The organism is Gellertiella sp. DMC107, from assembly GCF_056313605.1.
Genome location: NZ_JBQUZZ010000002.1, coordinates 702500 through 716043, shown reverse-complemented (window position 1 = coordinate 716043; position 13544 = coordinate 702500). Strand labels below are relative to the sequence as shown.

Below are 13544 nucleotides of genomic sequence, written 5' to 3'. Positions count from 1 at the left end.
TCCAGACAGCGACATTCAATCACCGAGCATGGGCTAGTCATGAACATAATCATTGGACTCGTGATCACCGCAGGCTGCATCATCGGCAGCTTCATGGCCATGGGCGGCCATATCGGGGCACTCTGGCAGCCCTTCGAATTCGTGATCATCGCCGGCGCCGGCATGGGTGGCTATATCATGGCCAATCCCATGAAGGTGGTGAAGGATACCGGCAAGGCGGTTGGCGAAGCCTTCAAGCAGTCGGTGCCGAAGGAGCGCGATTATCTCGACGTTCTCGGCGTGCTCTACTCCCTGATGCGCGACCTGCGCACCAAGTCGCGCAACGAGATCGAAGCCCATATCGACAATCCGGCCGAATCCTCGATCTTCCAGGTGGCGCCCTCGGTCCTGAAGAACAAGGACCTCACGGCATTCATCTGCGACTATGTCCGCCTCATCATCATCGGCAATGCCCGCAGCCACGAGATCGAGGCGCTGATGGACGAGGAAATGAACACGATGCTTTACGACAAGATGAAGCCGTATAATGCGATCACCTCCATGGGTGACAGCTTTCCGGCCATCGGTATCGTGGCGGCGGTTCTCGGCGTTATCAAGGCCATGGCGCACATCAACGATCCGCCGGAAGTGCTCGGTCACCTCATCGGTTCGGCGCTTGTGGGTACATTCCTCGGCATTCTTCTCTCCTATTCGGTCTGCAACCCCATCGTGGCGCAGATCAAGGGCGTGCGCACCAAGCAGCACCGGCTTTACATCGTGGTGAAGCAGACGCTCCTCGCCTACATGAACGGCTCGGTTCCGCAGGTCGCGCTGGAATATGGCCGCAAGACGATCTCCTCCTACGAACGTCCTTCCATCGACGCCGTTGAACAGGAAATGATGAATCCTGGCGGTGAAAACAAGGCAGCCTGACGACCATGACAGAAGCTACGGCAACCTCCCCCGCGACGCGCATGGACCCCGCCCTTCTCGCCCGACTGACCGGCGGGCTGGGCGACCGGCGCACCATCGACAAAATCTGCGCCGATTTCGGCCAGCTCTATTCCGACTTCCTTCCCGACGTCTTCCACAGCGAGACCCATCTCAACGTGGATGTGAGCTATGCGGGATGCGATACCGGTCTGATGAGCGATCTCGTGGCCGAGGTGACCGACGAATGCGTGGTCGCCGATGCCTCGCTGCGCAACTGGTGCCCCTCCTTCCTGATGACCTGCGGCAACGGCTTCGTCATTACGCTGATGGAACACATGCTCGGCGCAACCGGTGACACGATCGAAGAGCCGGTCATGCGCCCGCTGTCGCGGATCGAGCTCGACATGGCGGTGATGGTGTTCGAGAAGATCGGCAGCGTCCTGAAATCGGGCGTCAATGCGCCGGGCGGTTTCGAAACGCTGATCGAACGGCCGCTGAATGCGGAAGACCGCCCGAAGCCCGCCCAGGATGTGCCGGACCAGTATGCCGCGGTCATCCGCCTCCATATTTCTCTCGGTCCGGTGACGACCGAATTCAGCCTCATCGTGCCGCAGAAGGCGCTTCTAAAGACCACCGTGGTCTTTCCGAAGTCGAAGGGCCAGCTGGCCAAGGGCAAGAAGGAATGGGCCGACCAGATCGGCGAGCAGGTTCGCCGCTCGCAGGTGACGCTCGAAGCGCGAATCAAGCTGCAGACCCTGACGCTGCGCACGATCTCCAAGCTGGCAGCGGGCGATGTGATCCCCTTCTTCGATGTCGAGGACGTCCATGTGGATGTCAGCGCCAACGGCAAGGAAATGTATGTCTGCGAATTCGGGAAATCCGGCGCCAACTACATGGTCCGGGTCAAGGACAATGTCAGTTCCGACGACGAAATCCTTCGTCATCTGATGAGCTGAGGCGGGGCCGGAAGACGAAGGCAGTTTGACGCAAGTTTCAGATGGAATAGTATATTCATGGCTACTCAAAAGAACCCACTGGATTCCGATTTCTCGATGGATTCGCTCGGCAGCAATGCCGATCTCGAAAATGCCATCGACGATCTGCGCGGCGTTCTGAAGAACGACGCGGACGGCTCCCTGCCGGACCTCGAAAGCTTCGGCGGCGATTTCGGCGCCGCTGCGGGTGGCGGAACCGATCTCTCAGCCTTCGGCGGCCAGGATTTCGGCGGAACTCCGACACCGCCGGCAGGCGGCATGCATGACGGCCAGCGTCGGCAGGCACCCGGCAGTGCGCTGAATTCCAACCTCGACCTGATCATGGACATCCCGATCGATGTGCAGATCGTTCTCGGCACAAGCCGCATGCAGGTTTCGGGGCTTATGAATCTGAACGAGGGCGCGACCATCGCCCTCGACAAGCGAATCGGGGAACCGGTCGACATCATGGTCAACGGGCGGCGGATCGCCCGTGGCGAGATTACGGTGCTTGAGAATGACGACACGCGATTTGGCGTCCGGCTGATCGAGGTAATGAGTACAAGAAAAGTCTGATCCCGATGTATGGGACAGCGAGGGTGAAAGACCATGATGGACTTTGACGATTTCGGCGGGAACCTGCCAGACAAACCGCTCTCTCAGGCCGACAAGGCCGCTGCGGTCTTGCTGGCCATGGGCAAGACTGTCGCCGGCCGGCTGCTGAAATATTTCACGCAGGCCGAGCTGCAGGTGATCATCGCCTCCGCCCAGACCCTCCGGACCGTACCCCCGGACGAACTTGGCATGCTTGTCGCCGAATTCGAGGACCTCTTCACCGAAGGGGCCGGCCTCATGGACAATGCCAAGGCCATCGAGAGCATTCTCGAGGAGGGCCTGACGCCGGAGGAGGTCGATGGCCTCCTGGGCCGCCGTGCCGCCTTCCAGGCTTACGAATCCTCCATCTGGGACCGGCTCCAGGACGCCGATCCCGCCTTCGTGGGCAAGTTCCTGCTGCGCGAACACCCCCAGACCATCGCCTATATTCTCTCCATGCTCCCCTCCTCCTTCGGGGCGAAGGTGCTGCTGCAGCTGCCTGACAGCCGGCGTGCCGACATCATGAACCGCACCGTCAACATGAAGGAAGTCAGCCCCAAGGCGGCCCAGATCATCGAGAACCGGGTCATGGAACTGATCGGCGAGATCGAGGCCGAGAAGAACTCCGTCGGCACCAACAAGGTGGCCGAACTGATGAACGAGCTGGACAAGCCGCAGGTCGATACGCTGCTCAACTCGCTGGAATCGATCAGCAAGGATGCCGTCAGCAAGGTTCGCCCGAAGATCTTCCTCTTCGACGATCTGCTCTACATGCCCCAGCGCAGCCGGGTCCTGCTGTTCAACGACATTGCCGGCGACATCGTCACGATGGCGCTGCGCGGTGCGCCGAACGAGATCCGCGAGGCCGTGCTTTCAGCCATCAGCCCGCGCGCACGCCGCATGATCGAGTCCGATCTGGCTTCCGGCACGCAGGGCATCAATCCCCGCGAAATCGCCATCGCCCGTCGCGCGGTGGCCCAGGAGGCGATCCGTCTCGCCAATGCCGGACAGATCGAGCTCAAGGAGAAGGAAGCGGAAAAGTCGCAGGAAGCCGCCTGAGACCAGACGTCCAGCCTCGGCTGGCGGTTGGCAAAGCCTGGCGCGTTTCCCGCTTCGCCCGGATACGACAGAAATCTCCATGCCCGTTCACCCGGAATGGCCTCTCGCCACTCCGGCGAATTCCCGTTCCGGGCGATGCCGGAAGGCTGCGTTCCGCAGCGCAGGCGCGGCATCGGGCTATCCACAGCCAGCGCCGTTTCCCTCGGCGCTGCTTTCCTTTAGACTCGGCTTATCCGGGGCTCGCTTCGCCCCCTCGCACCTTAGGCCGGGGTTTTCATGTCAGACGAGCAGGACAAGGACAGTAAAACAGAAGACCCGACAGAGAAAAAACTGCGCGACGCGGCGGAGAAAGGGAATGTGCCCTTCTCCCGAGAGGTCACGATCTTTGCCTCTGCGCTCGCCATCTATGTCTATCTCGTCTTCTTCCTGCCCGGGCGCTTTGCGCAGACCAGCGAATCACTTCGGGACTTCTTCGAAAAACCGGACCAGTGGCAGCTGGAATCCAGCATCGACGCGCTGTCCATCTTTACCAATCTGGGCTGGATCGCGACGTCCATTCTCGCGCCGATCCTGATTCTGCTGATGGTGTTCGGCATCGGTTCGTCGGTGTTGCAGAACATGCCGACGCCGGTGCTCGAGCGAATCAGGCCCCAGTTTTCGCGCATTTCCCCGATGAAGGGTCTCTCGCGCATCTTCGGCGTGACAGGCCTCGTCGAATTCGGCAAGTCGCTGTTCAAGATCGTGATCGTCTCCATCATCATGTTCTTCGCTCTCAAGAGCGAATTCTACGATTCGATCGATGCGATGTTTTCCGATCCGCAGGTCATTTTCGTGAAAATGGACAGCGCGATGCGGCATGTCATGATCGTGATTCTGCTGTCGACAGCGGTCGTGGCCGCGGCGGATTTCTTCTGGACGCGGCACCACTGGTTTTCCGAGCTTCGCATGACGAAGCAGGAAGTGAAGGAAGAGTTCAAGCAGAGCCAGGGCGACCCGATCATCAAGTCCCGCCAGCGCTCGATCGCCCGCGACCGCGCCCGCCGGCGCATGATCGCCAACGTGCCCCGGGCCACGCTGGTCATTGCCAACCCGACCCACTTTGCCGTGGCCTTGCGCTATGTGCGCGAGGAAGACGATGCGCCGGTGGTGATTGCCAAGGGGCAGGACCTGATCGCCCTCAAGATTCGCGAAATCGCGGAGCAAAACGGAATTCCCGTATTCGAAGATCCGCCTCTTGCCCGCTCCATGTTTGCGCAAGTCTCGGTCGATACCGTCATCCCATCGGTTTTTTACAAGGCCGTTGCGGAACTGATCCATCGTATCTACGCCGCATCGCCACAGACGAGACGGATTCACTGATTCACATGAAGACCTGCGCATATTCCGCCGCCCGTGAGCAAATCATTGCTGAAGCCATTAGCCCTGTCGCGACGGAGTTGCGCCTGGTCGACGCCGCCGATCTGATTTCCATGCTTCGATTCGAATGCCATGGCAGTCTGGCGGATCTCGTCGCCTCCGCTTCCGAGATGTTTTTCCACCCGGGTACGGTCAATTTCGGCGCAGGCGGAGATTATGTTCTCGAATGGAACGGATATCCCGAAGTGACGCTGGATCTGGAGATCAAGCCCAAGGGGCTGACCGTCTATGCCCGCCTGCTTCTCAAGGACAAGGAAGCCGGGATAGAAATCAACCACATCGCCTTCCAGAATCCGTCCGACGATCCGAACGTGAATACGGATTTCCTGCGACGGAGTCTCGAAGAGGCCCGCTATATCAAGCCGATGGCCGAAGCAGCCTGAACAAGGCCCAGCCCGCAGCACCCAAAGCCGCATCCGACGATGCGGCTTTTGCGTATCGGACAGTCAGTGGGTTTTCTCGTCGCTGAAGGTCCGGCTGCTCAGATAGGCCTGCAGCATGTCCGGGGGCATCGGGCCGCCGAGATGGTATCCCTGGCCGAACTCGATACCGATTTCCGACAGGGCTCTTGCCTGTTCCTCGGTTTCCACACCCTCACAGACGGTTTCGGCCCCCAGCGCAATCGCCATGCGATCCGTGCTTTCGATAATCTGGCGCGCCCGGCCGGAATGGGCAACCGGCGCCGTCAGCACCCGGTCGAGTTTCAGCAGGCGGAAATCCAGCTGGGTCAGCCGCGAGACATTCGAGAAGGCTCGCCCGAAGTCATCGACCGCCATGAGCGCGCCCGCCAGCCGCAGGATTCGCAGATTGTCTTCCATGACTTCCGTATCGTGCAGCTCACCGTCTTCGGTAATTTCAAGATAGAGCGCACCGAGCGGCATTTCATATTCGTAGAGGAGCGCCGCCACCGCAGGCCCGAAGGTAGGAATGGCCAGCAGCGCGGGCGTGACATTCACGCACATGGGAACCGCCGAACCGATGGTGCGAAGCCGGCCATAGGTGACGAGCGCCTGGCGGATAACCGCGAGGGTGAGGGCCTGGATCGCCTGACGGCGCACGGCGCTGTCGACGATATCCACCGCCTCGACCGGGCCGAGCGTTGGATGATTCCAGCGAACGAGGGCCTCCACATAATGGGTCTTGCGGTCTGCCAGCCGCACCACCGGCTGGTAGGCCACGTGAATTTCGCCGTTGTAGACCGCCTTTTCTATATCGGCGTCCAGCATGCGACGGCGTTCATATTCGCCGTTCATTTCCGGAAGGAACGTGCGGACGCAGTTTCGGCCCGCGGCCTTTGCGCTGTAAAGCGCCACATCGGCCCTGCGCTTGAGCAGATCGGGATTGGCGCTGCCCTCCTGCTCGGCCGCGTGGCAGATGCCGGCGCTTGCGGAAATGGTCAGTTTGGGCAGATCGCTGTAATTCTGCTCGCAGATCAGTGCCAGGGCGCGGATCGCCAGGGCCTCGGCCTTGGCCAGCGGGCCGGACACAAGCAGCGCGAATTCGTCCCCGCCGAAGCGGGCGGCGATATCGCCGGGACCGATCAGGCCACCGAGGGCTGCCGCCACATGGCGCAGCAGGGCGTCGCCCGCAGCATGGCCATGTTCGTCATTGACCTTCTTGAACCCGTCCAGATCGAAATAGACGATCGAGAAATCGAGGTCGGATGCCTTGATCCGCTCTTCTAGGATTTCCTCGAAATGGAAGCGATTGCTGATTCCGGTCAGCTGGTCGGTCCGCAGCAGCTTCTGCTTTTCGGCCACCATGCGGTTCAGCCGCCCGTTCAGCCGCCGCGACATGACCAGCTCGAACAGGACATAGGCTATGGCCAGCGCACTGACGGCGCCGAAGCCGGACTGGATCCAGCGAAGGGCGCCCACGCTCTGCAAGCCGGTTTCCACGCTCTGGGCCATGCGCCGCTGGCGGGCGTTCCAGGCAAGTTCGCCGAATTTGGCAAGGCGCTGCGAATATCTGCGCTTCAGCGATTCCAGCGGAGCATAGGAGCTGCGCTCCCCCTTTTTCAGGCCGCCCACGCCGCGATCGAAGGCCGGCAGGTCCGTCACGATCTCGCCGATCAGCGTCTTGTCCTGCTGTTCGGGGATCGCCTGACGGAACGAAGCGGAATTCATGACATTGGCGCGGCTCCACATGAGGTTGAGCGCCATGTTCACATCTTCGCCGGAAACCGCAGGATCTCCGTTTGCATAAAGCTCGGCCACTTCGAAGAAGCGGTTCATCTCCGTCTCGAACCGGGCGCTCTCCTCGAGCCGACCCGAGAAGTAGAGGCGCTGGCTGATCGCCGTGGCCACCGCACTCAGCCCGAGCTCGCTCCAAACCAGCATTCCCCCGATCACCAGGATGATCGCGGGAAACCTGATCAAAGGAACAAGCCGGCCGAGTTCCCGTCTGCTCATTCGACGATGAGCTCCTTGATTTGCCAGACGCTTCTCGCCTCATAGAGGGCGTCCTTCAGTTCCGGATGATCCACCGTGGGATAAACGATCCAGGCTGGGCCGCGATCGCGCACCGATAGCGGCTTGCCGTCGACATCGGTGGCTGCAAGAACGTCGAAATTCTGGACATCCTCCATCGGAATATCCAGTTCGTAGCCATCGAGCGCACGGGCGGTGATCTTCGTGCCGCTCACGCCGGCCGCCGCGAGGACATCGCGCACGAGCGGCCCGGCCACATCCTGCTGGGCGCCGTCTCCGCCGGGCAGAACCGCCTTGTAATGATGGATTTCGAGCTTGGCCAGTTCGGAGGGCGTGATGTCCAGCGTGTGGGAACCATCCTTCGAGTGGACCTTGAAGAGAACATCTTCAGCCCGCGCAAGTGAAGGCGCGCCTGTCCATACGGCCGAAGCCATGACGAGCAGCAAAGCAGTTGTGAACTTCATGATCCCTCCCTGTCCTGATCCGAGACACTCCAGCAGTATCACGGGCGAGATGAATGTCGCTGGAACAGCTATAGGAATAAATCATTGTAGAATGAACGGATGCTTGTCGCCGTCCGCTTCGCCTGGGCTCCTTCAGGCGAACAGGGCGCGAGCCGCTGCGGCGGCGGCAGCCAGCATTGGCTTAATTATTTGGAAGTACTGCGCTTTTTTCAAGCGCATCAGCCATATAAACGGCGCAGGAAGGATTAACCATCAGAGAAATTTATCCCATCACAAAATTGTGATCGGCGCCCTTAGCTGATGAAGCCCAGGCGGATGGCCTTGGCAATCGCCTGAATACGGTTGACGGCATCCAGCTTGTCGGTTGCCGATCCGAGATACGCATTGACGGTATGGACGGACAGACCGAGGTTCTCGGCGATTTCTTCGCTGATACGGCCATCGCCCGCGAGCTGGAGACAGGCGATTTCGCGCTCGCTCAAGGCTTCCGACGTATTCTGCTTCCGGTCGTCAAGCGACAGGAGATCGGTCATGATCTGGCAGGACTTGCCATGCAGTTCGATGATCGTATCACCCGCAAGGTCGAGATAGGGCGCGGTAAAGAGGATGTAGCCATTGCCCACGGCGCCGAGGCGAACGGGCAGTGCGATGCCGGAGAAGGGAAGGATCCGGCCCTTCAGGCGTACGGTAAGGGGAGCAAATTCGGGTGCTTCTGCGGTGCTTGCATCATCCCGCCCGTTCCACATCAAAGGCAGGAGCGAGGTCTCGATGTGCTGCAACATCTGCTCGCCATAGGTATCGAAGATCTGCTTGATGACGACCGTGTTGTTCGGGCCGAAATTCTCCAGCTCCGAAATCAGCCGCCGCTTGCTGGGCGTTCCCGACCCGCCCACGCGGATCACGGCAAAGTGTCGGGCATTGATGGATTTCTGCATCAGGACCAGGCGGGGGAACAGATCCGACCGGCTGGAGAAACGGGATACTCGCAATGTGGTGACGCCGGCTGATCCCTCCGCCCCGTTGTCTTGCGGAAATCCCATGTTCGGCCCCTTAAACAAGGTTGTTCCTGACAGCGTAGGCGATGGCTTCGGAACGGGTCTTGGTGGCCGTCTTCCGCATCACACTGGTTATGTAATTGTTGATCGTATTGCGGGATATGCCGAGGATCACCGCGATCTCGTCGCTCGTCTTGCCTTCGGCGATCCAGTACAGGCACTCTATTTCCCGTTCCGTCAGATCGCAATCGCGCTCGCCCTTCTGCACATGGGCTTCGGCGAAGCTGCGCAGATAGCCCGCCATCAGGCCCACATCGCGCAACCGGTCCGGCGACAGGATGAAGCCGTCAGCATAGATCAGCATCAGAGACAGGCGGGTGCGACCGACATTGAAGGCAATGCTGCAATATTGCCGGCTGGTCTCCGGCGGCAGCTCCACATGTTCGGGGAAGGCGACAAATCCCGGCTGCAGCAGGGACATGCATTTTTCCAGCTCGGTGCTGCGGGCATAATCACCGGCGATCAGCCCGGCGACGACGCGCACCAGATCGAAGGGCCAGTTGGAGGAGACGACGAAATCAAGGCCCGGATCCTGGATGAGATCGCAGCGCGCCAGCAGGAAATGGGAGGCACCAGCATATTCGCAGAGCATGGCAAGGGCATGGGACAGGTGCGATGGCTTGGTCATCGCCGACAGACGCGCGATGACCTGCGCCCGGCTCGGCATCTTGGCGGCAGCACTGCGGAGTGCCTGCGACCTGCCACGCCCCGCCTGTTCGGCCTGCAATATCTCCATTTCCATCAACTGCCCCCTCGCCGCACCCGGGAAAGCCCCCAATCCCGTACCGGCCGGCTCGAATCAGATTGCCCGAAAGCAGTGACCAACAAATCACCGTGTTCCTGAAAGAAAGAAGCGGTCAATACCGGTCCTTTCAGACTGCCTTCACGGATTGCTCTCCAGAACGACCGGGAAGCCCGGCTTCTTCAGACACCGCCCCACGAATTCGTTATTCAAGAATAAATCAGCTTACGATTCGCGGCAACATCCCAGAGCTAAAAAACTTACCCAATTTTAGTATAACACCTGAGCCGCAAAGGGGATTTGCGCACCGCAACAAATATGAATAACAATCGAGAGAGACAATTCTTCCACCGGCACACGAAGAAACGCGCCTCAGTATTGAATTCTTTGTAGAAATTCATAGGCAGAACAACCGAATACAACCGATCAAAACCTGACTTAAAGCTTTTCAGCTTTATTCATCGGTAAGGTTCCGCTCCCACCGCTCAAACGTTAATCAAGTGAAAACCTTTGCAAAGCTGAGTAGCTTTCAGTTATACACCAATTTCAGAAATTGTTAATTGTATTAATAATTGTATTTAGAACATTCGCACAACCGTCGCCGCTTCAGGCGGGCGAGAAGACGGGCATCCCACCGGCATCAAACGGGAAAAGGCCCGCATGGCTGCGGGCCTTTCGTGAGAGGTGGCGGCGTGACGGTCACGCGGCCTTTTCGGTTGCCCATTTGCGGAGGATCTTGGCGGCGCGCTCTTCGCTGATTTCCACCATGCGCGCCAGGCGCTTTTCCGGGCCTTCCTTGACCTTGCGGTTGAAGCCGCCATCCGCATCGAGACCCAGCACCTCGTCGGCACTGTCGAAGCCGAAGTCCGAGCCGAAACCGTCCATGAGACTGCCGCCCGCATTGCCCATGCTGGGCGTGAAGTCGGGAAGCTCGAGCGTGCTTTCCTCGCCCTCTGCGCCCACCGTGGCCGGCGGCGTTGCGCTGACGGCGCGGACGATCGGGCGGACGCCCATCCAGATGATGATGAAGGCGACGCCGAGAAAGGCGAGCGAATTGATGATGCCGGCCAGGTTGCGGCTGAGCATGTCCATGACACCGGGGCCGGTGGCGGCTTCATCGAGGAGCTGTTCGTCAAGGAAGTCCATGGCGGTGACCGTGACCACGTCGCCCCTCGCCTTGTCGAGGCCGGCAGCGGAGCTGACGATCTTCTGCATTTCCGCCAGATAGGCGTCGATCTTGGCCTGATCGGCGGGTTCGCCGACCATCTTGGCAAGCCGACCCTTGTTGACCACGACAGCAACCGAGATCTTTTCCAAGCGATAGCTGTTGCGCGTGGTGGCGACGGTCTTGCTGTTGATTTCGTAGTTGGTCTGCTCTTCCTTCTTGTCCTGCTGGTCAGAGGATTCCGGACCGGCGCCGCCACTGGCGGGCGCGCCCTGGGGCACGTTCTGCTCCACGGTGGCCGCATTGTCGGACTGCTTGGACTGCGATTTCTGCGCTTCCTTGGTAATCCGGACGGAGCGCTCGACGCGGGATTCCGGATCGAAGGTGGTTTCCTGGATCTGCTGGACGTCCGTGTTGAGCTGCGCGGTGACGCTGGAGCGGAAATTGTCCATGCCGAGGAAAGGCGAAAGCGCCTTGTCGATATTGGTCTCGATCTCTTCCTGCACCTGCTGCACGACGCCGAGATTCTTGGCCATGGTGCCGTTGCCGCCTTCCTCACCCGAAGCCAGCAGCTGGCCGGTCGAGTCGAGCACGGTCACGTCATCGGCTTCGAGGCCGGGTACGGCGGACGCGACGAGATGACGGATCGAGGGAGCCGCCTTGCGTCCGGCCTGGGCCGTCGCGCGGATCATGACGGAGGCGGTCGGCTTCTGCTCGCCGCGGCGGAAATTGCCGACGTCGGGCATGACGATGTGTACGCGGGCTGCGGAAATGCCCTGGATGGTCTGGATGGTGCGTGCGATTTCACCTTCCAGAGCGCGAACCCGGGTCACTTCCTGCATGAAGGAGGTCAGCCCCAGCGAGCCGACATTGTCGAAAAGTTCATAACCAGCATTGGAGCTGTTGGGCAGGCCCTTTTCGGCCAGCATCAGGCGGGCCTTGCCGGTGGTGCCGGCGGCGACCTGGATGCTGGTTCCGTCGGAACCGACCTGAAAATCCATGTTGGCTTCGGAGAGCGCCACGCTGATCTGGTTCAGATCGGTGGTTTCCAGCCCCACATAAAGGGTCTCGTAAGCTGGCTTGTTAACGTAAAACCCGGCGGCCAGGACCAGCATTATCGAAACGATGCCCACGCCGATCAGCGCCATCAGCTTCGCCTGACCGAGCCCCGCTAGGTTCTTTGAAACCTGAAGTAATTGATTTAACAGATTCATTCTGTTCTCGCACCGTCAATCAGAGAGAATAGTCCTGTGACACTGTCGAGAACCTTAGGAATCGAAGCTTGCGCGAACGTTTCGCAGCCGATCGATCCGAGGGGGTAACCCGGCCATCGCCTGTGAGGGCGGGCGGGTGAGGTGGCCGGCAGACCGAAGCCTGCCGGCCAGCCGTATCAGAAGAAATCGAAGTCGCCGGCCGCCTTGCTGAGCGGCTGGGAATGCCCGTGACGGATGCCTCCCGCGAGCGCCTTCTGCATGTCGGCAAGCTTGACGAGGCTGACAGCCGTGCTGGCATCCACCATCCAGTCGTCCGAGATACCGCCCGTCACGGTATCGATGAATTCTGCAAGACCGCGCGTCTTCTGGACGGCGAGGTCGATGCCCTGCAGAACCTTCATGCAATCCGGCGATTGCACCGCCACGTCATCGACAAGGTCGAGAAGCTGCGGTTCGATGCGCTCGATCAGATACGCAACATCATGCAGTTCCGAGACAATGCGCATCAGGATTTCGGGCAATGCCTCTTCCATATTCTGCTCCACTTTGTGATCTGTCGAACCCATACCCGCTTCAGCCTCAAAAGAACTCGATGCTGCTCTCGACCGGTTTTGCAACCGGTGCCGGGCGCTGTTCCTGTACCACCGTCTTCTGGGTCTCCGCGCCGGTCAGCGGGTACTGGCGCGCGCGTCCGCTGACGGGCCAGAATTCCAGCTTGCGGCCGAATTCGCCGCCGGTGCTTTTTCCCACGATGGGGATTCCCTCATCGCGGAGAAATTGCTCCGCGAAAAGGGCATTCTGTTCGCCCACATTCGAGAATGTGGCGATCGTCTTGGCGCCGCCGAAGATCTTGGCTTCCAGGCGATCACGCCGGGCTCCCTGTTTCAGAAGCCCGTTGATCAGAAGCTCCATCAGGTGAACGCCATACCGGGTCGCGTCCCCTCCTCCAGCCATCGAGGTGGCGGAACCCGGCAAAAGGAAATGATTCATGCCGCCGATGCCGGCGACCGGATCACGCATGCAGGCCGCGACGCAGGATCCAAGGATGGTCGTCAGGACCACGTCAGGATCTTTGGAGACCTTGTATTCGCCCTGAATGATGTTGACCCTCTTGGCTACGCCGGCAATCGTCATTTCAATGCTCCAAACACGGCTTCGATAGCCGCCTTCATCTTCTCGATGGTGAAGGGTTTGGCCAGAACGTTGTTGGCACCGAGCTGGGCCGCCTTCTGGACGAGCGCGCGGTCACCCTGCGCCGTCAGGATGATAAAGGCCGCCTTTTTCGTTGCGGGATTGGAACGCACCGCCTGAAGAAGGCCAATCCCGTCCATCTTCGGCATGTTGAAGTCGGAAATGACGAGATGATGCGGTTGTTCCGCCATGATCTTCATTCCCTGCTCGCCGTCGCCGGCGGCCGTGATCTGCTTGAACCCCAGCTGCGTCAGCGCATCGCTGAGCAGGAGGCGGCTGGTAACCTGATCATCCACGATCAGAACTTTGATTTTCTCGGCCAGAGACAT

At 60.0% G+C, this 13544-nt stretch carries 14 protein-coding genes; 6 read left to right on the top strand and 8 right to left on the bottom strand.

Features of this window, described 5'->3' with window-relative positions:
* Positions 1–39 precede the first annotated feature (39 nt).
* From motA to ACT54B_RS08845, 6 genes are all read left to right on the top strand, one after another.
* The gene (gene motA / locus ACT54B_RS08870) at positions 40–912 is read left to right on the top strand and encodes a flagellar motor stator protein MotA (RefSeq protein ID WP_476044321.1); all 873 of its coding nucleotides are present in this window, start codon (positions 40–42) and stop codon (positions 910–912) included.
* A gap of 5 nt (positions 913–917) precedes the next feature.
* On the top strand, positions 918–1868 hold the full coding sequence (locus tag ACT54B_RS08865; RefSeq protein ID WP_476044319.1) for a FliM/FliN family flagellar motor switch protein: 951 nt from the start codon (positions 918–920) through the stop codon (positions 1866–1868).
* A gap of 57 nt (positions 1869–1925) precedes the next feature.
* Positions 1926–2462, top strand: coding sequence for a flagellar motor switch protein FliN (gene fliN / locus ACT54B_RS08860; protein WP_476044317.1), 537 nt, complete (start codon positions 1926–1928; stop codon positions 2460–2462).
* 33 nt (positions 2463–2495) lie between these two features.
* Entirely contained in the window at positions 2496–3539 is a 1044-nt protein-coding gene (fliG, locus tag ACT54B_RS08855; RefSeq protein ID WP_476044315.1) for a flagellar motor switch protein FliG, read from the top strand.
* Between the two features lie 276 nt (positions 3540–3815).
* Positions 3816–4898 (top strand): flagellar biosynthesis protein FlhB, encoded by a 1083-nt coding sequence (gene flhB / locus ACT54B_RS08850; RefSeq protein WP_476044313.1) that lies wholly within the window; start codon positions 3816–3818, stop codon positions 4896–4898.
* Between the two features lie 5 nt (positions 4899–4903).
* A complete protein-coding gene (locus ACT54B_RS08845) occupies positions 4904–5338 on the top strand; it encodes a hypothetical protein (protein WP_476044312.1) in 435 nt (144 codons plus the stop codon).
* Between the two features lie 63 nt (positions 5339–5401).
* Here ACT54B_RS08845 and ACT54B_RS08840 read toward each other — a convergent pair whose 3' ends face one another.
* From ACT54B_RS08840 to ACT54B_RS08805, 8 genes are all read right to left on the bottom strand, one after another.
* Positions 5402–7366, bottom strand: coding sequence for a putative bifunctional diguanylate cyclase/phosphodiesterase (locus tag ACT54B_RS08840; RefSeq protein WP_476044311.1), 1965 nt, complete (start codon positions 7364–7366; stop codon positions 5402–5404).
* A complete protein-coding gene (locus ACT54B_RS08835; RefSeq protein WP_476044310.1) occupies positions 7363–7848 on the bottom strand; it encodes a putative pterin-binding protein in 486 nt (161 codons plus the stop codon). Before ACT54B_RS08835 ends, ACT54B_RS08840 begins: the two co-directional genes overlap by 4 nt.
* A gap of 293 nt (positions 7849–8141) precedes the next feature.
* Positions 8142–8888 carry a transcriptional regulator VisR gene (gene visR, locus ACT54B_RS08830; protein ID WP_476044309.1) on the bottom strand — a complete coding sequence of 249 codons (747 nt, stop codon included), beginning with the start codon at positions 8886–8888 and terminating at the stop codon, positions 8142–8144.
* A 10-nt stretch (positions 8889–8898) separates the two neighbouring features.
* Positions 8899–9645 carry a transcriptional regulator VisN gene (gene visN / locus ACT54B_RS08825; protein WP_476044308.1) on the bottom strand — a complete coding sequence of 249 codons (747 nt, stop codon included), beginning with the start codon at positions 9643–9645 and terminating at the stop codon, positions 8899–8901.
* A gap of 699 nt (positions 9646–10344) precedes the next feature.
* Positions 10345–12024 carry a flagellar basal-body MS-ring/collar protein FliF gene (fliF, locus tag ACT54B_RS08820; RefSeq protein WP_476044307.1) on the bottom strand — a complete coding sequence of 560 codons (1680 nt, stop codon included), beginning with the start codon at positions 12022–12024 and terminating at the stop codon, positions 10345–10347.
* A gap of 176 nt (positions 12025–12200) precedes the next feature.
* A complete protein-coding gene (gene cheT, locus ACT54B_RS08815; RefSeq protein WP_476044305.1) occupies positions 12201–12590 on the bottom strand; it encodes a chemotaxis protein CheT in 390 nt (129 codons plus the stop codon).
* A gap of 13 nt (positions 12591–12603) precedes the next feature.
* Positions 12604–13158 carry a chemoreceptor glutamine deamidase CheD gene (cheD, locus tag ACT54B_RS08810; protein WP_476044303.1) on the bottom strand — a complete coding sequence of 185 codons (555 nt, stop codon included), beginning with the start codon at positions 13156–13158 and terminating at the stop codon, positions 12604–12606.
* On the bottom strand, positions 13155–13544 hold the full coding sequence (locus ACT54B_RS08805; RefSeq protein WP_476044302.1) for a response regulator: 390 nt from the start codon (positions 13542–13544) through the stop codon (positions 13155–13157). Before ACT54B_RS08805 ends, cheD begins: the two co-directional genes overlap by 4 nt.